Consider the following 18,791-nt stretch of genomic DNA (forward strand, 5'->3'; position numbering starts at 1 on the left):
TGCAGGCAACGGCAGGCTTCAATCGAACTGAGCGAGCATCCAGGCTTGGTACTCAGCCACGCCGGGTTCACCTTCGCGTGGCGCCCAGGTCGCATGCTCACCCTCGACCAACTGGCGATAAGGGCCGGCCTTGCACTCGAACATGATGGTGTTGGCGTCGAGCGCCACCAGGCCATGGTAGACGCCCGGCGGCAGGTCCACGCCCATGCACTCGCCACCGGCTTCGAGGATACGCGTGCTGGTCAACGCGCCATGCTCATCGAACAGCAACAGGCCGAGGCGGCCCTTGAGCACCAGCAAGGTTTCGGCCTTGTCGTCACTCAGGTGCCGGTGCGGTGCGATATAGGTCGAGGGCTGCATGCCGATCGCCAGGCGGTGGCAAGGGTCTTCCATGTCATGGAAGTTGTGATGGTGCCGCAAACGCGGCGCGTCGGCGGCTTTTTTTGCCAGCCCGGAAAACAGCGTTTGATCGATGAACTCAGGCTGGATCATGGTTACAGTCCCTTGACTGCGAAGATGCCGTTTGCGTTACGCCAGTAGCCTTTATAGTCCATTCCGTAACCAAAGATATAGCGATCAATGCACGGCAGGCCGGCATAGCTGGCCTTCAGGCCTGGGCTGGCCTTGCGGTCGTGGTCCTTGTCGATCAGCACGGCAGTGTGCACAGCGCGTGCGCCGGCATGCTTGCAGAACTCGATGATGGCGCTGAGGGTGTGGCCTTCGTCGAGGATGTCATCGACGATCAATACGTCGCGGTCGATGAACGACACTTCCGGCTTGGCCTTCCAGAACAACTCGCCACCACTGGTCTGGTTGCGATAACGGGTGGCATGAATGTACGAGACCTCCAGCGGGAACTGCAGGTGGGTCAGCAGTTTGCCGGCAAAGATCAGGCCGCCGTTCATCACGCAGAACACCACTGGGTTGGTGTCGTGCAGGTCCTTGCAGATCTGTTCGCCGACCTTGGCGATGGCCGCTTCGACTTCGGCTTCGTTGTATAGGCAGTCTGCCTCGCGCATGACTTGACGGATGTGCTCGAGATCGGCGGACATGGCGCTCTCCAGGGGGCATTTTGGAAAAGCGGGCAAAGGTACGCATCCGCTCGTCACAGATCAAGCATTTATGGACTAACGTGCAAAAGGACTGCACGACAGCAAAGGCTGAATAGATTAATCTAGCGCGGTTTTTTTGCCCGCCTTTCGGAGCCCCCTATGCCTACTCGTGAGATCCGCCACCCGCTGATCCGCCACAAGCTCGGCCTGATGCGCCGTGCCGACATCAGCACCAAGAATTTTCGCGAACTCGCCCAGGAAGTCGGCGCGCTACTGACCTACGAAGCCACCCAGGACCTGCCCCTCGAAACCTACGAGATCGACGGTTGGTGCGGCAAGGTGCAAGTTGAAAAAATCGCCGGCAAGAAGATCACCGTGGTCCCGATCCTGCGCGCCGGTATCGGCATGCTCGACGGCGTGCTCAGCCTGATCCCGGGCGCCAAGGTCAGCGCTGTCGGCGTTGCCCGCAACGAGGAAACCCTCGAAGCGCACACCTACCTGGAAAAGCTCGCACCGGACATCAACCAGCGCCTGGCCCTGATCATCGACCCTATGCTCGCCACCGGCGGCTCGATGGTCGCCACCATCGACCTGCTGAAGAAGGCCGGTTGCAAGGAGATCCGCGCCATGGTGCTGGTCGCCGCACCAGAAGGCATCGAGGTGGTGGAAAAAGCCCACCCGGACGTCCAGATCTACACCGCGTCGATCGACCAGCGCCTGAACGAGCATGGTTACATCGTCCCAGGCCTGGGCGATGCCGGTGACAAGATCTTCGGCACCAAGCAGAAGGACGCCTGACCATGCAGGACGGCTTCAACGACCCGCTCTGGCGCCAGGTCGTCTCGGGCGCGCAGATGCTCTTCGTGGCATTCGGCGCGCTGGTGCTGATGCCGCTGATCACCGGCCTCGACCCGAACGTGGCGCTGTTCACCGCCGGCATCGGCACCCTGCTGTTCCAGCTGGTCACCGGCCGTCAGGTTCCGGTATTCCTGGCTTCGAGCTTTGCCTTCATCACCCCGATCATCCTCGCCAAGGGCCAGTTCGGCCTGGCCGAGACCATGGGCGGCGTAATGGCCGCAGGCTTCGTGTATACCTTCATGGGCCTGATGGTGAAGATCAAGGGGACCGGCTTCATCGACCGCATGCTGCCACCCGTGGTGATCGGCCCGGTGATCATTTCCATCGGCCTGGCCATGGCCCCGATCGCCGCCAACATGGCGATGGGCAAGGCCGGTGATGGCACTGCGCTGATGCCATACAAGACTGCGATGCTGATCTCCATGCCGGCCCTGCTGACGACATTGATCGTTGCCGTGTTCGGCAAAGGTATTTTCCGCCTGGTACCGATCATCTCGGGCGTGCTGGTAGGCTTTGCCCTGTCGTTCGCCTTTGGCGTGGTCGACACCGCCAAGATCGCCGCCGCACCGTGGCTGGAAATCCCCAACTTCACCGCGCCGGCCTTCAACTGGCAGGCCATCCTGTTCATCGTCCCGGTCGCCCTGGCGCCAGCGATCGAGCACATTGGCGGGGTGATTGCAGTCGGCAGCGTGACCGGCCGCGACTACCTGAAGAAGCCCGGCCTGCACCGCACCTTGCTGGGTGACGGCCTGGCCACCACCGCAGCCGGCCTGTTCGGCGGCCCGCCCAACACCACCTACGCCGAAGTGACCGGCGCGGTGATGCTGACCAAGAACTACAACCCGAAGATCATGACCTGGGCGGCAGTCTTTGCCATCACCCTGGCCTTCATCGGCAAGTTCGGCGCGCTGCTGCAGAGCATCCCGGTACCGGTGATGGGGGGCATCCTGTGCCTGCTGTTCGGTTCGATCGCGGCGGTGGGCATGAACACCATGATCCGCCACAAGATCGACCTGGCCGAAGCGCGCAACCTGGTGATCGTCTCGGTGACCCTGGTGTTCGGTATCGGCGGTGTGCTGATCGGTAGCGGCGACGGCCCGGACGACTGGGGCCTGAAGGGTATTGCCCTGTGCGCCATCGTGGCCATTGCCTTGAACCTGATCCTGCCAGGCAATGACGGCTGGAAGCACAAGAAGCTGGATGTGTAGGAGCGGCCTTATGTCGCGAAGGGGCCGCAAAGCGGCCCCCTCAATTCAGACCTTCTCGCACATCCCCGCCAGCACCTTCACCCACTCGGGGTGATCATTCAGGCACGGCACCAGCACCAACTCCTTGCCGCCCGCCTCGACAAACTGCTCGCTGCCACGCATGCCGATCTCTTCCAGCGTCTCGATGCAATCGGCAACGAACGCCGGGCACATCACCAGCAGTTTCTTCACCCCTGCCTTGGCCAGCTCATCCAGGCGCGTCTCGGTGTAGGGTTCGATCCATTTGGCCCGCCCCAGTCGCGACTGGAACGACACCGACAACTTGCCGTCCGCAATGCCCATCTTCCTCGCAAAGGCCTTGGCCGTCGCCAGGCATTGCCCGCGGTAGCACACCGCGCGCATCTCGGCGCTGGCATCCTTGCAGCAGTCTGCCGCCTGGAAGTCATGCTTGCCGGTCGGGTCGAGCTTCTTCAGATGGCGCTCAGGCAGGCCATGGAAGCTCAGCAGCAGGTGGTCGTAATCCTGCTGCAGATACGGTTTGGCGCTGGCGACCAGGGCATCGATATACGCCGCATGATCGTAGAACGGTTGCAGCACCCGCAGCTCCAACGGCAAGTGCCGCTCGGCAACAGTCTGTTTTGCCTGCGCCACCACCGTGGTCACCGTGCTGTCGGCAAACTGTGGATAAAGCGGAGCCAGGGTCACCTTGCGCACACCTTGTGCAGCCAGGCGCGCCAGCACTTCGGGCAACGCTGGCTCACCGTAGCGCATGGCAACTTCCACCGGCCCGTGTGGCCAGTGCTCGACCATCGCCGCCTGCAGGCGCCGGGTCAGCACTACCAGCGGCGAGCCTTCATCCCACCAGATCGAGGCGTAGGCATGCGCCGACTGCTCCGGCCGTTTGACCAGGATCAGCGACACCAACAGACGCCGCACCGGCCATGGCAGGTCGATCACATAAGGGTCCATGAGGAACTGGTTGAGGTAGCGGCGCACATCGGCCACCGAGGTGGAGGCCGGGGAACCCAGATTGACCAGCAGCAGAGCGTGATCGGTCATGCAGCGTCCTATGTCAGAGGCGGCTGGACAGGTTGCCCAGAGCCGATTGCAAATCGTTGAAGCGGAAAGCGAAGCCTGCCGCCAGCAAGCGCACCGGGCGTGCTCGCTGGCCGCCAAGCAGCAAGGTCGACAACTCGCCGAGGCCGGCCTTGAGCAGCAGGCCGGGCATGGGTACGAATGCTGGCCGGTGCAGGGCACGCCCCAGCTGCCTGGCGAAGTCGCGGTTGCGTACCGGCTCTGGCGCGCAGGCATTATAAGGACCGCTGGCATCCTTGTGCTGCAAGAGAAAATCAATCAGGCCGATCTGGTCGTCGATGTGCACCCACGGCATCCATTGCCGGCCATCACCCAACGGCCCGCCCAGCCCCAGCTTGAACGGCAGGCGCAGGCGCGACAAGAAGCCGCCGTCACTCGCCAGTACCAACCCGGTACGCACCAGCACCACGCGAATACCAAGGTGCTGCGCACGCTGGGCGGTTTCTTCCCAGGCGATGCACAGCTGACTGGCGAAGTCTTCGCGAACCGGCGGCGAGGCTTCGGTCAGTTCGCGCTCACCGCCATCGCCGTACCAGCCCACGGCAGAACCGGAAATCAGCACTTCTGGGCGCTGTTCACGGCTGCCCAGCCAGGCCAACAGTTGCTCGGTGAGCGTGATGCGGCTGGCCCACAACAGGTTGCGACGCGCTGCCGACCAGGGCCGATCAGCGATCGGCGCACCGGCCAGATTGACCACTGCGTCCACTTGCTCATCGGCGCTCAGGTCTTCCAACCGACCAATGCCCCGCACCCCGCTGCCACACAATCGCGGCACTTGATCAGGGCGCCGGCTCCACACGGTCAGACGATGGCCATTGCCAAGCCAGTACTGGCAAAGGTGCTGGCCGATCAACCCTGTACCACCTGTCAGCAATATATGCATGACTGTGTCCTCGCAGCGTGCTGCCATGGTCTATTTTTAACAACAAGGCACTTTTCCAGACCCATCGCTATCGGATAACCATAGGCCAACATGCCTATGAAGCGGAATAATCTTATACAAAGATTTTTTATTGTACAGGTTTTACTGACAGCGTAGTCTGCCTACAGCAAGGTTCGAAGAGGCCATCATGACAGTACCTATTGCCATCATCGGTGCCGGTATCGCCGGTTTGTCTGCCGCCCAGGCGCTGCAAAAGGCCGGGCAATCGGTCCATTTGTTCGACAAGGGCCACGGCAGTGGCGGGCGCATGGCCAGCAAGCGCAGCGAAGCCGGCGCCCTCGACCTTGGCGCGCAGTACTTCACTGCTCGTGACCGGCGCTTCGTCGAACAGGTGCAGCAGTGGGTCGCCGCCGGCTGGGCGGAGCAGTGGAAGCCGCAGCTGTACAACTACCGCGATGGCGAACTCACCCCCTCCCCCGACGAACAAACCCGCTGGGTCGGCGTGCCACGCATGAGCGCCATCACCCGCGGCCTGCTCAAGGACGTCACGGTGAACTTCGGCTGCCGTATCGCCGAGGTGTTCCGCGGCAAGCAATTCTGGCACCTGCAGGACACCGAAGGTTGCAGCCATGGCCCGTTCAGCCGCGTGGTGATCGCCGTGCCCGCGCCCCAGGCCACCCAGTTGCTGGCCGCCACGCCCAAGCTCGCTGCCGTGGCGGCCGGTGTGCAGATGGAGCCGACCTGGGCCGTCGCCCTGGCCTTCCAGGCACCACTGGACACGCCGATGCAAGGCTGCTTCGTGCAAGACAACGCGCTCGGCTGGCTGGCCCGTAACCGCAGCAAACCCGGCCGTGAAGAACACCTCGATACCTGGGTACTGCACGCCACGTCCGACTGGAGCAAGCAGCACATCGACTTGGCCAAGGAGGAAGTGATCGAGCAACTAAGGGGAGAATTCGCCGAACTGGTGGGCTGCGTGGTACCGGCGCCGAGCTTTGCCCTGGCGCACCGCTGGCTGTATGCGCGACCAACCAGCAATCATGAATGGGGCGCACTGGCCGATGCCGATCAAGGCCTGTATGCCTGTGGCGACTGGTGCCTATCAGGCCGCGTCGAAGGCGCCTGGCTCAGTGGCCAGGAAGCCGCGCGACGGCTGCTGGAACATCTCGAATAACATCATTCGGGAAAGCTATACAAAAATACTAGTTTGCATAAGTTTCTGGCTGTGCTGGAATGAACTTGTACGCGCTTGCTTCCATGTACAAGTTTCTAGGAGACAGCCATGCACCAACCCGCCCCCGCACATAAGCACCGTATCGCCATCAGCGCCTGCCTGACCGGTCATAGTGTGCGCTACAACGGCGGGCACAAGGCTTCCGATCTGTGCCGTGAACAACTGCAAGCGCATTTCGATTGGCTACCGGTATGCCCTGAGGTTGCCATTGGCCTGGGCGTACCACGCGATCCGATACGTTTGGTGGGTGACCCCGCGCAGCCAGCCGTGGTCGGCACGCGCAACCCAGGCATGGACCTGACCGGCCCTCTGCGCAACTATGGCGAGCAGATGGCCGATGAGCTCGATGACATCTGTGGCTACATCTTCATGCAGAAGTCCCCTTCCTGTGGCCTGGAGCGGGTCAAGGTCTATCAGGACAACGGTTACCCTGCGCCGCAAGGTGGCACGGGCGCCTACGCCGCTGCCTTCTGCGCCCGTCGCCCCGACTTGCCTGTCGAAGAGGAAGGTCGCCTGCACGACCCAGTGCTGCGCGAAAACTTCATCAGCCGCGTCTATGCCTACGCCGACTGGCAGCAATTGCGGGCGCAAGGCTTGAGCCGAGGCGCTTTGGTACGCTTCCATTCACGCTACAAGTACCTGCTGATGGCGAACAACCCCCAGGCCTATCGCCAGCTCGGCCGCCTGCTGGGCAGCATGAGCCGGGAGGATGACCCCGAACAGATCGGGCCTCGCTATTTCAGCCAGCTGATGCAGGCTCTGCGTCGTTGCGCCAGCCGGGGTACCCACTGCAACGTCCTGCAGCACCTGAGCGGCTACTTCAAGGACTCGCTGACGCAGCAGGACAAGGCCGAACTGCAGCACCTCATCGGCCAGTACCAACAAGGCGAGGTACCCTTGGTGGTGCCACTGACCCTGCTCAAGCATCACCTGCGCAAGCACCCTGATCCCTATCTGCAGCAACAGACCTACCTGCAGCCGCACCCCGACAGCCTGGGCCTGCGCAATGCTGTCTGAAACACTGATGCCGATTGGCGAACTGGCCCGGCGCACCGGCGTCCACCCAGTCACCTTGCGTGCCTGGGAGCGCCGCTATGGCCTGCTCAAGCCGCAACGCACCGCCAAGGGGCATCGTTTGTACGGGCAAGACCAATTCGAGCGGGTGCTGGCAATTCTCGCCTGGCTTGAACGCGGTGCTTCGGTCGGCCAGGTACGCGAACTAATCGAACAGCCAGTAGAGCGGGCACCGATGGGCGACTGGCAACCGCGCCAGCAGCAGCTGCTCGAAGCCATCGCCCATCTTTCCCAACGCAGCCTCGATCAGCAACTGAACCAGGTCATGGCCTTGTACCCCGCCGTGACACTGTGCGAACAGTTGCTACTGCCGCTGCTGGAATCCCTCGCCGTTCGCTGGCGCAGCCACTTCAACGCGCGCCTTGAACAGGTGTTCTTCCACACCTGGCTGCGCAGCAAGCTAGGGGCGCGGGTGTACCACGACAATCAATCGTTGCAAGGGCCAGCGGTGCTGCTCTGTGAAGACAGCGAGCGCCCGTTCGACCCCAGCCTGTGGCTGTGCGCCTGGCTGTTGAGCAGCAACGGCATCCCCGTAGAGGTGTTTGAGCAACCGATGGGCGGCACGCAGCTGCAACGCGCCGTGATCACCCTGCAACCGAGGGCAGTACTGATGCACCTTGGCCCACGCATCGACGCCAGCGCCCTGCTGCGCACCTTGCAGGGCATCGCCGGGACCAAGCTGCTGGGCGGCGCCACCCTCGCCCTGCACCAGGCCCAGCTGCACGCGTTCGATCTGCCCGACCTTTTCCTGTTCGATACCCCGCAGGCGGCATTGCGTTTGCTGCAAGGCAATGTCCGCCGGCCTGGAGAGACGAGTGCCCCATGCAACTGATCTGGCTGCGCAGCGACCTGCGCATCAATGACAACTCCGCCCTCAGCGTCGCCTGCGAACGCGGCCCGACCGTGGCTTTGTGGCTGGTTAGCCCCGGCCAATGGCAGGCCCACGACGACGCCGCCTGCAAGGTCGACTTCTGGCTGCGCAACCTGCGCCAGCTGCGCCAGTCGCTGGACCTGCTGAATATCCCGCTGCTGGTGCGCAAGGTCGACACTTGGGAGCAGGCACCGGCCACCTTGCTCGAAGTCTGCCGCCAGCATGCTATCGAGGCGGTGCACTGGAACGATGAATACGGCGTCAATGAAGAACGTCGCGATGCAGCCACGCGCAAGCTGCTGGAGGATTACGGTGTCCGCACCCACAGCTACCTCGACCAGCTGTTCTTCCGCCCCGGCACCATCCTGACCCGCAGCGGCGACTACTTCCAGGTCTTTTCCCAGTTCAAGAAAGTCTGCCTCGAACACCTGCACCGCAGCCTGCCGTCACTGGCCCAACGGGTGACACGCCAGCAGCCGCTGGCTATCACCAGCGACCCGATCCCCCAGCATATCGAGGGCTTCGACAAGCCTGCCCGCACACTGAGCGAACACTGGCCCGCCGGTGAAGACGAAGCGCAAGCGCGGCTGGCCCGCTTTCTCGATGAAACGGTCAAGGACTATGGGTACCTGCGCGACCTCCCGGCCAAGCCTGGCACCAGCCAGCTTTCAGCCTACCTGGCCGCAGGCGTGATCTCGCCCCGCCAATGCCTGCATGCCGCCCTCGCCAGCAACCGTGGCGAATTCGACAGTGGCAGCAGCGGCGTCCAGACATGGATCAACGAGCTGCTCTGGCGCGAGTTCTACAAGCATATCCTGACCGGTTATCCACAGGTCTCACGGCATCGGGCCTTCCGCGCGCAGACCGAAGCCCTGCCCTGGCGCGATGCGCCGGACGACTTCCAGGCCTGGCAGGAGGGACGTACCGGCTTCCCGATCATCGACGCAGCGATGCGCCAACTGCTGCACACCGGCTGGATGCACAACCGCCTGCGCATGATCGTCGCCATGTTCCTCAGCAAGAACCTGCTGATCGACTGGCGCCTGGGCGAACGCCACTTCATGCGCCATCTGATAGACGGCGATCTGGCCGCCAATAATGGTGGTTGGCAGTGGAGTGCCTCCACCGGCACCGACGCAGTGCCCTATTTCCGTATCTTCAATCCGGTTTCGCAGTCGCAGCGGTTCGACCCCGAAGGACGCTTCATCCGCCACTGGCTACCGGAATTGCGCGGCCTGGATGAAAAATCTATCCATCAGCCGGTGAAGTCTGCTGATCTTTTTGCTAATAATTCCTATCACAGTCCAATAGTCGATCTCAGTAGTAGCCGCCAACGTGCGCTGGAAGCCTTCAAGGGCCTACCACGCCGGCAGGATCAGAGGGCAGTATCTTGAATCACTCGCGTAGTTTCTGGGTTACGGGGGCCAGCAATGGACTGGGTCTGGCCCTGGTGGAGCGATTGCTCGAGCAAGGGCACCGGGTTGCCGCAAGTAGCAAGGAAGGCGAGGAGCTGAAGGCACTGGCCGTGCGCCATGGCAGCCGGCTGTTGATCTTGCCTTGGCAATTGCATGAGGAAGGCGAGGCTACCAGCGCGGCAGAGCAGATATGCCATGCCTGGTGCTCGCTGGATGTATTGATCATCAACGCCGGGACCAGTGACTACCTGGCCGATGACGTGGCGGACAGCGATGTGTTCGAGGCCATCGTCAATGACAACCAACTGGCTGGCGAGCATTGCCTGGCCAGCGCGCAACCGTTGTTGGCACAGGGGCATAGGCCGCAGGCCATGGCGATTTTCAACCGTTATTCAGCCTTGCAGCTCTACTCACCGACGCAAGTGTCGGCGGGCTGGAACAATGTGCCGCAGTGGGCGCGTGAACAGCGCCAGGCGTTGAAGGACCAGGGGATCGACCTCACCGTGGTGGCACCGCAGTCGCTGAAGACTCCAGTGACTTCCGCGCAGGCTGTACCAGATGCCTGGACGCCGCAGAGTGCGGCGCAGGAGCTGATCTCTCGCTTGGCGTTGCGCGAGCCCGAGTTGGTATTGGAGGTGCTGGATATCAGCACTCTGTGGCCGCTGCCTCGCTGAGCTCTGTATCTCCTGGCCTGGCCTCTTCGCGGGACAAGCCCGCTCCTGCAAGCCCAGCGCTGTACCTGCAGGAGCGGGCTCGTCCCGCGAAGAGGCCGGCACAGGAGAAGTCACAGCGCCATGCGGTAATGCAGGCTGTAGCTCTCGACACCGTCGTTAGGGTTCTTGAGCCCGGCATTGGAATAGTGAATCGCCCTTACCCCGATCTCATGCCCACCAGCAAAACGCAGGCCGAAACCAATCCTGTCTTCGAACTGGAAAGCCGAGCCAAGCTCGTTGCTCTCGACCTCGGTATTGGCAAACGCCGCCACACCAATCCCCGCTTCGATATAGGGCTTCACCGAATTCCCGGCGAACTCATAGACGAACACTGGCGCAAAGGACAGGCTGTGGTTGCTCGACGTCTCATCACCCTCCCAGTAGGTATAGGCGCCGTCCCAATAGCCCGTCAGCCGGCCAACGCTGGTCTGCCACCAGCTTGCATCCCAGTTGGACTGCAGGCCCAGCCGGTAGACCATGGTGGAATCACCGGTCTGCCCCACCGAAAACGATACATCGGCCGCTTGCGCTGCCATCACGTGCCCCAGGGTAAAGGCGGCAACTGCCGCCAAACCGAGCCGTTTCTTCATGGGAAACTTCCTTATTCCTGATGCTGTTATTAGTGTTCACCTTGTAGCAGGCAAATCGGTAGAAATCGGTAATGCAAAGATAGTTCAGCTGTATTTCACGTTTTTTTTACAACTGAAAGCTTTGCACACTGTCCGACTTATGCCACAGCACTGGCAGGATTTTTCTCAGGGACTGCGGTTCGGCGCTGCTCCAGAACGCCGCGTCGCGGGCAGGCCCGTCGGCCAGCAGGTCCCGCGCGGCCAGCAGGCGTTGCAGCTGGCGCGCCACGGCGGCACCGGTATCGATGATGGCCACATCGGCAGGCACCATCTGCGCCAGCAGCGGGCGCAGAAACGGGTAATGGGTGCAGCCGAGGATCAACGTATCGCAGCCAGCGGCCAACAGCGGCTGCACATACCCCTGCAGCAACTGGCGCAACTGCGGGCTGCCGAGGTCACCGGTTTCGATCAGCTCGACCAGCCCCGGGCAGGGCTGGGTGACCACTTGCACGTCGTTAGCGAAGCGGTCAAGCAAGGCAGCAAACTTGGCACTTTGCAAGGTACCGGTGGTAGCCAGCACGCCGACCACGCCCGAGCGGGTGGCGGCAGCGGCAGGCTTGACCGCCGGCTCCATACCGACCAAGGGCCAGTCGGGGTACAACTCGCGCAGGTCGGCAACCGCAGCCACAGTCGCGGTATTGCAGGCCAGGACCATTGCCTTGGCACCTTGTGCCTGGAAGAACTCGGCGATGCGCCGGCAGCGCTGGCGGATGTAGTCCGGGGACTTCTCGCCATAGGGCACATGACCACAATCAGCCACGTACAGGAGTGACTCGTCTGGCAGCAGGCGCTGGATCTCGGCGAGTACCGACAAGCCGCCCACCCCCGAGTCCATCACGCCGACCGGCGCCGAGCGCTCAGCCATCGCGCTTGCCACACACGGCACAAGCCGGGTCACGCTTGACCCGCAGCTCACGCAGCCGCGTGCCTAGGGCATCGATCAACAGCAAACGGCCAATCAGCGGTTCGCCAAAGCCGGCCAGCAGCTTCATCGCCTCCAGTGCCTGCAGGCTACCGACCAGCCCCACCAGCGGGCCGATCACGCCGGCTTCGCTGCAGGTCAGCTCGTCTTCGCTGCCGTGGCCGTACAGGCAGTGGTAGCAAGGGCTGTAGTCACGGCGCGGGTCGAACACCGACAACTGGCCTTCCAGGCGGATCGCCGCGCCGCTCACCAGCGGTTTACCCGCCGCGAAGCAGGCCGCATTGACCGCCTCCCGCGTACCGAAGTTGTCGGAGCAGTCCAGCACCAGGTCGACTGCAGCCACTGCGGCGGCCAGGCAGTCTTCGTCCAGTGCCTGGCGGTGGGCGACCAGCGCGATCTCGGGGTTGATCGCCTGCAGCCGCTGCAACGCCGAATCCACCTTGCTCATGCCGACGCTGTCGCTGTCATGGATGACCTGCCGTTGCAGGTTGGTCAGGTCGACGGTGTCGAAGTCGGCCAGGTGCAGCTCCCCCACGCCCGCAGCCGCCAGGTACAGCGCCACCGGCGAGCCGAGGCCGCCGAGGCCGACGATCAATGCCTTGCTGTGCTTGAGCCGCAGCTGGCCGTCGATGTCCACCTGGGCCAGCAGAATCTGCCGGCTGTAACGCAACAGTTCCTGATCGCTCAGCATGGCAGGCGCCCCAGTGAAATACGCTCGTGGCCGCCTAGGTCCTTGCGGCTGGCCACTTCGGTGAAGCCTTGCGCGCTCAGCAGAGCACGCACGTCCGTAGCCTGGTCGTAACCATGCTCGAGCAGCAGCCAGCCACCTGGCAACAGATGTTCTGGCGCATGGGCGACGATCACCCGCAGGTCATCGAGTCCATCGGTACCCGCCACCAGGGCACTGCTGGGCTCAAAACGCACGTCGCCTTCGACCAGGTGTGGGTCTTCGGCGCGGATGTATGGCGGGTTGCTGAGAATCAGGTCGAAACGCTGCCCGGCCAGGCTGCCAAACCAATGGCTGGCAAGCACCTGGACGTTGCCCAGGCCCAGACGCTGGCGATTGCGCTCGGCCAGCGCCACGGCTTCCTCGACGCGGTCCACGGCCGTCACCTGCCAGGCCGGGCAATCGCTGGCCAAGGCCAGGGCAATGGCGCCGGTGCCGGTACCCAGGTCGAGGACCTTGGCTGACGATGCAGGCTGCAGCTCCAACGCAGTTTCGACCAGCAGTTCGGTATCCGGGCGCGGTATGAGTGTATGTGGCGCCACTTCCAGATCGAGCTTCCAGAAGCCCTGCTGCCCCAGGATGTAGGCCACCGGCTCGCCGGCACGGCGGCGCTGCAGGTAGCTGGCGTAGGTCTCGGCATCTTCGCTGCTGACGATGCGCTCGGGCCAGGTGTGCAGGAAGCTGCGCGACTTGCCAATGGCGGCAGCCAGCAGCAGTTCGGCGTCCAGGCGCTCGCTGGGCGAGTCTGGCAGCTGCGCGTTGCGCAAGAGGCTGGCAATGATGGTCATCAGTCCCCCAGGGCAGCCAGTTGGTCGGCTTGGTATTCGGCCAGCAACGGTTCGATCACGGCCTCCACGCCACCGGCAAGGATGTCGTCGAGGGAGTACAGAGTCAGGTTGATGCGGTGATCAGTCACCCGCCCCTGTGGATAATTGTAGGTACGGATGCGTTCGGAGCGGTCGCCGGAACCGACCAGCAGCTTGCGCTCGCTGGCTATGGCGTTCTGCGCGGCGCTGGTCTGCATGTCGTTGAGCTTGGCGGACAGCCAGGACATGGCGCGGGCGCGGTTCTTGTGCTGCGAGCGCTCTTCCTGGCACTCGACCACGATGCCGGTGGGCAAGTGGGTGATGCGGATCGCCGAGTCGGTCTTGTTCACGTGCTGACCGCCGGCGCCCGAGGCGCGGTAGGTGTCGACGCGCAGGTCGGCCGGATTGATCTCGATTGCCGCTTGTTCATCGGGCTCGGGCAGCACGGCCACGGTACAGGCCGAGGTATGGATACGGCCCTGGGATTCGGTTTCCGGCACACGCTGAACACGGTGCGCACCAGACTCGAATTTGAGCTTGGCGTACACGTTATCGCCTTCGACACGGGCAATGATCTCTTTATAGCCGCCGTGCTCGCCCTCGTTCTCGGAGAGGATCTCCAGGCGCCAGCCGCGCTTCTCGGCATAGCGCGAGTACATGCGGAACAGGTCGCCAGAGAAGATTGCCGCCTCGTCACCACCAGTGCCAGCGCGGATTTCGAGGAACACGTTGCGACCATCGTTGGGGTCCTTGGGCAGCAGCATGCGCTGCAAGTGGGACTCCAGCTCGACCAGCTGCTCCTTGGCTTCGCGTACTTCCTCGACGGCCATCTCGCGCAGGTCGGGGTCGGCGTCCTTGAGCAGCGCCTGGGCGCCTTCGAGGTCGTCCTGCACCTTGCGCCACTCTTTATAGGCGGCGTAAACCGGCTCGACTTCGGCGTATTCGCGGGAATAGGCGCGGAAGCGGGTCTGGTCGGATATGACTTCGGCGTCACCAAGCAGCGCGGTGAGTTCCTCGAAGCGGTCCTGGAGAATCTCCAGTTTGTTCAGCAGCGACGCTTTCATTGCGGGGATTTGTCCGTCGAGCCCTCGTTGAGGGCAAAGAGTTCCTGGGCCATGGCCAGCGCATCGAGGCGGCCCTCGGCCGAGAGCTTTTTCAGCTGCACGCTAGGGGCATGCAGGAGTTTGTTGGTCAGGCCCCGGGCCAGTTGCGCCAGTACATCCTCGGGGTTGCCGCCATTGGCCAGCAGGCGTTGGGCCTTTTGCAGTTCTTCGTCACGCAGGCGCTCGCTTTGCTGGCGGTAGGCACGCAGCACATCGACGGCGGCCAGTTCGCGCAGGCGCAGCATGAAGTCTTCGGCGCCCACCGAAACCAGCTCCTCGGCGGCCTGGGCTGCGCCCTGGCGGCTCTTGAGGTTTTCCGCGACCACTTCGTGCAGGTCATCGACGGTGTACAGGTAGACGTCGTCGAGTTCGCTCACTTGCGGCTCGATGTCGCGCGGCACGGCGATATCGACCATGAAGATCGGTTTGTGCCGGCGTTGCTTCAGCGCGCTTTCCACTGCGCCCTTGCCGAGGATCGGCAGCTGGCTGGCGGTGGAGCTGATGACGATGTCGCTGTTGGCCAGCTCCTGCGGGATGTCGGCCAGCAGCACGGCATGGGCCCCGAACTGCTCGGCGAGAATGCTCGCCCGCTCCAGGGTGCGGTTGGCCACGACGATGCGGCGCACACCTTGTTCATGCAGGTGGCGGGCGACCAGGGTGATGGTTTCGCCGGCGCCGATCAGCAGGGCCTGACTGCGGCCCAGGTCACTGAAGATCTGCTTGGCCAGGCTGACCGCGGCGAATGCCACGGAAACCGGGTTTTCGCCGATCGCGGTGTCGGTGCGCACCTGCTTGGCGGCGCTGAAGGTCGCCTGGAACAGGCGCCCGAGCAGCGGGCCGATGGTGCCGGCCTCACGCGCCACCGCGTAGGCGGACTTCATCTGGCCGAGGATCTGCGGTTCGCCAAGCACCAGCGAATCGAGCCCGGAGGCCACCCGCATCATGTGCTTCACTGCATCGTGCTCTTCATGGACGTAGGCACTGGCGCGCAGCTCATCCAGGCTCAGCCGGTGATACGCGGCCAGCCATTGCAGGACGGCGTCGGCGGACAGGTGGTCCTGCTCTATATAAAGCTCGCTACGGTTGCAGGTCGACAGGATCGCCGCCTCACGGCTGGCGGTCAGTCGGCAGAGCTGCTGCAGGGCGTCTACCAGCTGCTCTGGGGTAAACGCCACGCGCTCGCGTACGTCTACCGAGGCAGTCTTATGGTTGATACCAAGTGCAAGAAAGGCCATGCAAGGTCGCTGGTTGTGACAAGAAGCCGATAATTGTCCTCTTTCGCAGGTTTTAGAACAACCACCGTTCGCTATTGTCGCGATAGACCAGGCCGGCCCGGCCCCGGAGGCCCTCCCTGCCATGGCTGAGGCAAGCACGAAACCTGTGGGAGCGGGCTTGCCCGCGAAGAGGCCAGAGCAGACCAAGCCAAAATCTTTTGAGCCTCCTCCCTCACCAGGCTGCTCGCCCCGAACGATTGCACAGCTTGCGGGTAATATTTTCCACAAAAACACCTTTCAATGAAATCTTTCGACATATCCACAGCGAAGTTATCCACAATCTTGTAGTCCATTTCCCAAATATAGCCCCCTCTATTGCGATGCTCAATATCGATGCCTAGCCTTGCCAATCACTGACCGGTTCAAGTTCCTCGCCAGAAATTCAATCCCTTTAATGATTGCCAAGGAGAGGTAAGCATGGCATTTGACGCATATATACAAATCGACGCAATCGCGGGCGAAGCACTGGATGAAAAATACAACAAATGGATTGAAGTCACCGGCTACGACTTTGGCGTAAGCCAAAGCACTTCAGCCACTGCTAGCTCCGCTGGCGGGGCTACGTCAGGCCGCACTGCCGTCAGCAATTTCAGATTCACCAAGTTTCTCGACAGCGCCAGTTGCAAACTGATGGAGGCCAGTTGTGCAGGTCTGCACCTCAAGGAAGTAAACTCGCACTGTGTCGCGCGCGAAAACAAAGGGTCGATCAAAAGAACCCTAGGCATTTCCACGAAAAGCTATTTGCATACAGGGGAAATAGCGGGGTACGCGGATAAGGTTGCAAGAGTGGGCAAAGCAGCGCGCCTGATCAAGAATGGCAGCTATATCGGCGTTGCACTCGGAGTGGGGGCTACGGGGCTCGAAATTCAGAAGGCCTGCACCTTGGGGCGAGAGGATGAATGCAGCAGAGCGCAGTTCGTCGAGATCGCTGACGCGAAGGAGGTCGAGGCTTTCCCCCCAAAGCATCGACGCATTCTAGTTTGCCTACTGGTCTTACATCTCACGCAGCTCTCTGCGCTCGTGCTCTCCCACTTCCTCTTTCCAGTTCAATAACCGAATAAAAGGGGCGACCTCCACCACCGAACCTCTCACCTACCCCGATGTCCGAGCTAGCATCACCCAAGCTGTAAACCACGACCTTCGCAGGTGGGTTTGCCCCCGCGCTTGTGTCATCATGCTCCGACCGCCGGTTAGTCTTTTTAAGCCTCTCTATGAACAGACCCTACGCACTGCTGCTTGCCTTCGCCCTGCTCCAGGGCTGCCAGAGCCTGGCCCCGCACAATGCCGAGCCTCCTGCCGCCGAGGCCGAGGCGAAGAAGCCCGTGGTGTATGGGTCATTCACGCAAGACACCCTTTATAGCCTGCTGGTAGCGGAACTGGCCGGGCAACGAAACCGTTTCGACATCGCCTTGGCCAACTACGCCGACCAGGCCGAGAAGACCCAGGACCCGGCCGTCTCCGAGCGCGCCTACCGGATTGCCGAGTACCTCGGCGCCGACGAGCCGGCGCTGGACAGCGCGCTGATCTGGGCCAAGAACGACCCGCAGAACCTCGACGCCCAGCGCGCCGCCGCCATCCAGCTGGCCCGAGCCGGTCGCTACGACGACTCCATGACGTATATGGAGAAGGTGCTGCAAGGCCAGGGTGACACCCACTTCGACTTCCTCGCCCTGTCCGCCGCCGAAACCGACCAGAGCACCCGCGACGGCCTGATGCAGAGCTTCGACCGCCTGCTGGTCAAATACCCGGACAACAGCCAGCTGGTGTTCGGCAAGGCGCTGCTGCTGAACCAGGACGGCAAGGCTAAGGAAGCCCTTGACCTGCTCGAAGCGCACCCGACGCAGAATGGCGAAATCGCCCCGATCCTGCTGCGTGCCCGCCTGCTCCAGAGCCTGGACCGTGGCCCTGAAGCGCTGCCGCTGCTGCGTGGTGCTATCCGTGACAATCCGGAAGACAAGCGCCTGCGCCTGACCTACGCGCGCACCTTGGTCGAACAGGACCGCATGGCCGACGCCAAGGCCGAATTCCTCAGCCTGGTCCAGCAGTACCCGGATGACGACGAATCGCGTTACTCCCTGGCCCTGGTGTGCCTGGAGATGAAAGACTGGGACGAAGCCGAGGTGTACCTGCGCGAGCTGATCGAGCGCGCCAGCAACGTCGATGCCGCCCACCTGAACCTGGGCCGCATCGCCGAGGAGCGCCATGACCCGGCAGGTGCCCTGCGCGAGTACGCCCTGGTCGGCAACGGCCCGGACTACCTGCCGGCGCAACTGCGCCAGGCCGACATCCTCATCGCCAACGGTCGCGGCACCGAGGCTTCGCGCCTGCTCGCCGAGGCCCGCGAGTCGCAGCCTGACTACGCCGTGCAGCTGTACCTGATCGAATCGGAAAGCTACAGCAACAACAACAAGGACGCCCAGGCCGACCAGGTCCTGCAGCAAGCCCTCAACCGCTACCCGGACGACCTCAACCTGCTTTATACCCGCGCCATGCTGGCCGAAAAGCGCGATGACCTGCCGCTGATGGAAAAAGACCTGCGCGCCATCATCGCCCGCGAGCCGGACAACGCCATGGCGCTGAACGCCCTCGGCTACACCCTGGCCGACCGCACCACCCGCTACAGCGAAGCCAAGGCTCTGATCGACAAGGCCCACCAGCTGACCCCGGACGACCCTGCCGTGCTCGACAGCCTGGGCTGGATCAACTACCGCCTGGGCCACCTCGACGAGGCTGAAAACTACCTGCGCCAGGCCTTCGCCCGCTTCCCCGACCACGAAGTGGCCGCTCACCTGGGCGAAGTCCTGTGGGCCAACGGCAAGCGCCGCGAAGCCCGCCAGGTCTGGGCCAAGGGCTTCGAAGCCCAGGCCGACAGCCCCATCCTGCGCAAAACCATTCTGCGCCTGACCGGATCCGAGACCCTTTAACGC

18 protein-coding genes and 2 pseudogenes are annotated in these 18,791 nt (G+C 62.8%); 10 read left to right on the top strand and 10 right to left on the bottom strand.

All coding sequences use genetic code 11. The features are described from left to right. Positions 1 to 18 precede the first annotated feature (18 nt). Positions 19 to 492 carry a WbuC family cupin fold metalloprotein gene (locus tag BGP85_RS25535; RefSeq protein WP_103445699.1) on the bottom strand — a complete coding sequence of 158 codons (474 nt, stop codon included), beginning with the start codon at positions 490 to 492 and terminating at the stop codon, positions 19 to 21. Positions 493 to 494: 2 nt separating this feature from the next. Continuing rightward, complete coding sequence (locus tag BGP85_RS25540) at positions 495 to 1,052, bottom strand: hypoxanthine-guanine phosphoribosyltransferase (protein WP_054887476.1); 558 nt, start codon at positions 1,050 to 1,052, stop codon at positions 495 to 497. A gap of 159 nt (positions 1,053 to 1,211) precedes the next feature. Between BGP85_RS25540 and upp the strand changes: the two genes are divergently transcribed. After that, entirely contained in the window at positions 1,212 to 1,850 is a 639-nt protein-coding gene (gene upp, locus BGP85_RS25545) for a uracil phosphoribosyltransferase (RefSeq protein WP_011532223.1), read from the top strand. Between the two features lie 2 nt (positions 1,851 to 1,852). Next, positions 1,853 to 3,118 (top strand): uracil-xanthine permease family protein, encoded by a 1,266-nt coding sequence (locus BGP85_RS25550; protein WP_103445700.1) that lies wholly within the window; start codon positions 1,853 to 1,855, stop codon positions 3,116 to 3,118. A 45-nt stretch (positions 3,119 to 3,163) separates the two neighbouring features. Here BGP85_RS25550 and hemH read toward each other — a convergent pair whose 3' ends face one another. Beyond that, complete coding sequence (hemH, locus tag BGP85_RS25555) at positions 3,164 to 4,177, bottom strand: ferrochelatase (RefSeq protein WP_103445701.1); 1,014 nt, start codon at positions 4,175 to 4,177, stop codon at positions 3,164 to 3,166. A gap of 13 nt (positions 4,178 to 4,190) precedes the next feature. Then, positions 4,191 to 5,096 carry a TIGR01777 family oxidoreductase gene (locus tag BGP85_RS25560; protein WP_103445702.1) on the bottom strand — a complete coding sequence of 302 codons (906 nt, stop codon included), beginning with the start codon at positions 5,094 to 5,096 and terminating at the stop codon, positions 4,191 to 4,193. Between the two features lie 187 nt (positions 5,097 to 5,283). Between BGP85_RS25560 and BGP85_RS25565 the strand changes: the two genes are divergently transcribed. The 5 genes from BGP85_RS25565 to BGP85_RS25585 all read left to right on the top strand — a co-directional run bounded on the left by BGP85_RS25565 (position 5,284) and on the right by BGP85_RS25585 (position 10,364). Beyond that, positions 5,284 to 6,270 (top strand): NAD(P)/FAD-dependent oxidoreductase, encoded by a 987-nt coding sequence (locus BGP85_RS25565; protein ID WP_103445703.1) that lies wholly within the window; start codon positions 5,284 to 5,286, stop codon positions 6,268 to 6,270. Positions 6,271 to 6,378: 108 nt separating this feature from the next. After that, complete coding sequence (locus tag BGP85_RS25570; RefSeq protein ID WP_103445704.1) at positions 6,379 to 7,347, top strand: YbgA family protein; 969 nt, start codon at positions 6,379 to 6,381, stop codon at positions 7,345 to 7,347. Continuing rightward, positions 7,337 to 8,236 (top strand): MerR family transcriptional regulator, encoded by a 900-nt coding sequence (locus BGP85_RS25575; RefSeq protein ID WP_103445705.1) that lies wholly within the window; start codon positions 7,337 to 7,339, stop codon positions 8,234 to 8,236. Before BGP85_RS25570 ends, BGP85_RS25575 begins: the two co-directional genes overlap by 11 nt. Then, entirely contained in the window at positions 8,227 to 9,669 is a 1,443-nt protein-coding gene (gene phrB / locus BGP85_RS25580; protein ID WP_103445706.1) for a deoxyribodipyrimidine photo-lyase, read from the top strand. Before BGP85_RS25575 ends, phrB begins: the two co-directional genes overlap by 10 nt. Continuing rightward, the gene (locus BGP85_RS25585; RefSeq protein ID WP_103445707.1) at positions 9,666 to 10,364 is read left to right on the top strand and encodes an SDR family oxidoreductase; all 699 of its coding nucleotides are present in this window, start codon (positions 9,666 to 9,668) and stop codon (positions 10,362 to 10,364) included. The genes phrB and BGP85_RS25585 overlap by 4 nt, the downstream gene beginning before the upstream one ends. Positions 10,365 to 10,474: 110 nt before the next feature. On the opposite strand, the gene BGP85_RS25590 is transcribed toward BGP85_RS25585, so the two are convergent. From BGP85_RS25590 to hemA, 6 genes are all read right to left on the bottom strand, one after another. After that, positions 10,475 to 10,993, bottom strand: coding sequence for an acyloxyacyl hydrolase (locus BGP85_RS25590; RefSeq protein ID WP_103445708.1), 519 nt, complete (start codon positions 10,991 to 10,993; stop codon positions 10,475 to 10,477). A 106-nt stretch (positions 10,994 to 11,099) separates the two neighbouring features. Further along, complete coding sequence (gene murI / locus BGP85_RS25595; protein ID WP_103445709.1) at positions 11,100 to 11,897, bottom strand: glutamate racemase; 798 nt, start codon at positions 11,895 to 11,897, stop codon at positions 11,100 to 11,102. Continuing rightward, positions 11,890 to 12,645 carry a molybdopterin-synthase adenylyltransferase MoeB gene (locus tag BGP85_RS25600; protein ID WP_103445710.1) on the bottom strand — a complete coding sequence of 252 codons (756 nt, stop codon included), beginning with the start codon at positions 12,643 to 12,645 and terminating at the stop codon, positions 11,890 to 11,892. Before BGP85_RS25600 ends, murI begins: the two co-directional genes overlap by 8 nt. After that, complete coding sequence (gene prmC, locus BGP85_RS25605) at positions 12,639 to 13,469, bottom strand: peptide chain release factor N(5)-glutamine methyltransferase (protein WP_103445711.1); 831 nt, start codon at positions 13,467 to 13,469, stop codon at positions 12,639 to 12,641. The genes BGP85_RS25600 and prmC overlap by 7 nt, the downstream gene beginning before the upstream one ends. Next, positions 13,469 to 14,551, bottom strand: coding sequence for a peptide chain release factor 1 (prfA, locus tag BGP85_RS25610; RefSeq protein WP_103445712.1), 1,083 nt, complete (start codon positions 14,549 to 14,551; stop codon positions 13,469 to 13,471). Before prfA ends, prmC begins: the two co-directional genes overlap by 1 nt. Continuing rightward, entirely contained in the window at positions 14,548 to 15,825 is a 1,278-nt protein-coding gene (gene hemA, locus BGP85_RS25615; protein WP_103445713.1) for a glutamyl-tRNA reductase, read from the bottom strand. Before hemA ends, prfA begins: the two co-directional genes overlap by 4 nt. Positions 15,826 to 16,281: 456 nt before the next feature. Between hemA and BGP85_RS25620 the strand changes: the two are divergent. From BGP85_RS25620 to BGP85_RS25630, 3 genes and pseudogenes are all read left to right on the top strand, one after another. Continuing rightward, positions 16,282 to 16,553: pseudogene (locus BGP85_RS25620) on the top strand (Hcp family type VI secretion system effector); the annotation flags it as partial. Between the two features lie 4 nt (positions 16,554 to 16,557). Further along, positions 16,558 to 16,788 (top strand): annotated as a pseudogene (locus tag BGP85_RS25625) (hypothetical protein); the annotation flags it as partial. A 287-nt stretch (positions 16,789 to 17,075) separates the two neighbouring features. Then, positions 17,076 to 18,788, top strand: a complete 1,713-nt coding sequence (locus BGP85_RS25630) for a tetratricopeptide repeat protein (protein ID WP_103445714.1) — start codon at positions 17,076 to 17,078, stop codon at positions 18,786 to 18,788. Positions 18,789 to 18,791 lie beyond the last annotated feature (3 nt).

It is taken from the genome of Pseudomonas putida (assembly GCF_002906855.1).
Classification (GTDB): domain Bacteria; phylum Pseudomonadota; class Gammaproteobacteria; order Pseudomonadales; family Pseudomonadaceae; genus Aquipseudomonas; species Aquipseudomonas putida_N.

Coding starts and splice junctions, on each gene's coding strand:
- BGP85_RS25535 (WP_103445699.1), bottom strand. CDS start 492: ATGATCCAGCCTGAGTTCATCGATCAAACGCTGTTTTCCGGGCTGGCA.
- BGP85_RS25540 (WP_054887476.1), bottom strand. CDS start 1,052: ATGTCCGCCGATCTCGAGCACATCCGTCAAGTCATGCGCGAGGCAGAC.
- upp (WP_011532223.1), top strand. CDS start 1,212: ATGCCTACTCGTGAGATCCGCCACCCGCTGATCCGCCACAAGCTCGGC.
- BGP85_RS25550 (WP_103445700.1), top strand. CDS start 1,853: ATGCAGGACGGCTTCAACGACCCGCTCTGGCGCCAGGTCGTCTCGGGC.
- hemH (WP_103445701.1), bottom strand. CDS start 4,177: ATGACCGATCACGCTCTGCTGCTGGTCAATCTGGGTTCCCCGGCCTCC.
- BGP85_RS25560 (WP_103445702.1), bottom strand. CDS start 5,096: ATGCATATATTGCTGACAGGTGGTACAGGGTTGATCGGCCAGCACCTT.
- BGP85_RS25565 (WP_103445703.1), top strand. CDS start 5,284: ATGACAGTACCTATTGCCATCATCGGTGCCGGTATCGCCGGTTTGTCT.
- BGP85_RS25570 (WP_103445704.1), top strand. CDS start 6,379: ATGCACCAACCCGCCCCCGCACATAAGCACCGTATCGCCATCAGCGCC.
- BGP85_RS25575 (WP_103445705.1), top strand. CDS start 7,337: ATGCTGTCTGAAACACTGATGCCGATTGGCGAACTGGCCCGGCGCACC.
- phrB (WP_103445706.1), top strand. CDS start 8,227: ATGCAACTGATCTGGCTGCGCAGCGACCTGCGCATCAATGACAACTCC.
- BGP85_RS25590 (WP_103445708.1), bottom strand. CDS start 10,993: ATGAAGAAACGGCTCGGTTTGGCGGCAGTTGCCGCCTTTACCCTGGGG.
- murI (WP_103445709.1), bottom strand. CDS start 11,897: ATGGCTGAGCGCTCGGCGCCGGTCGGCGTGATGGACTCGGGGGTGGGC.
- BGP85_RS25600 (WP_103445710.1), bottom strand. CDS start 12,645: ATGCTGAGCGATCAGGAACTGTTGCGTTACAGCCGGCAGATTCTGCTG.
- prmC (WP_103445711.1), bottom strand. CDS start 13,469: ATGACCATCATTGCCAGCCTCTTGCGCAACGCGCAGCTGCCAGACTCG.
- prfA (WP_103445712.1), bottom strand. CDS start 14,551: ATGAAAGCGTCGCTGCTGAACAAACTGGAGATTCTCCAGGACCGCTTC.
- hemA (WP_103445713.1), bottom strand. CDS start 15,825: ATGGCCTTTCTTGCACTTGGTATCAACCATAAGACTGCCTCGGTAGAC.
- BGP85_RS25630 (WP_103445714.1), top strand. CDS start 17,076: ATGAACAGACCCTACGCACTGCTGCTTGCCTTCGCCCTGCTCCAGGGC.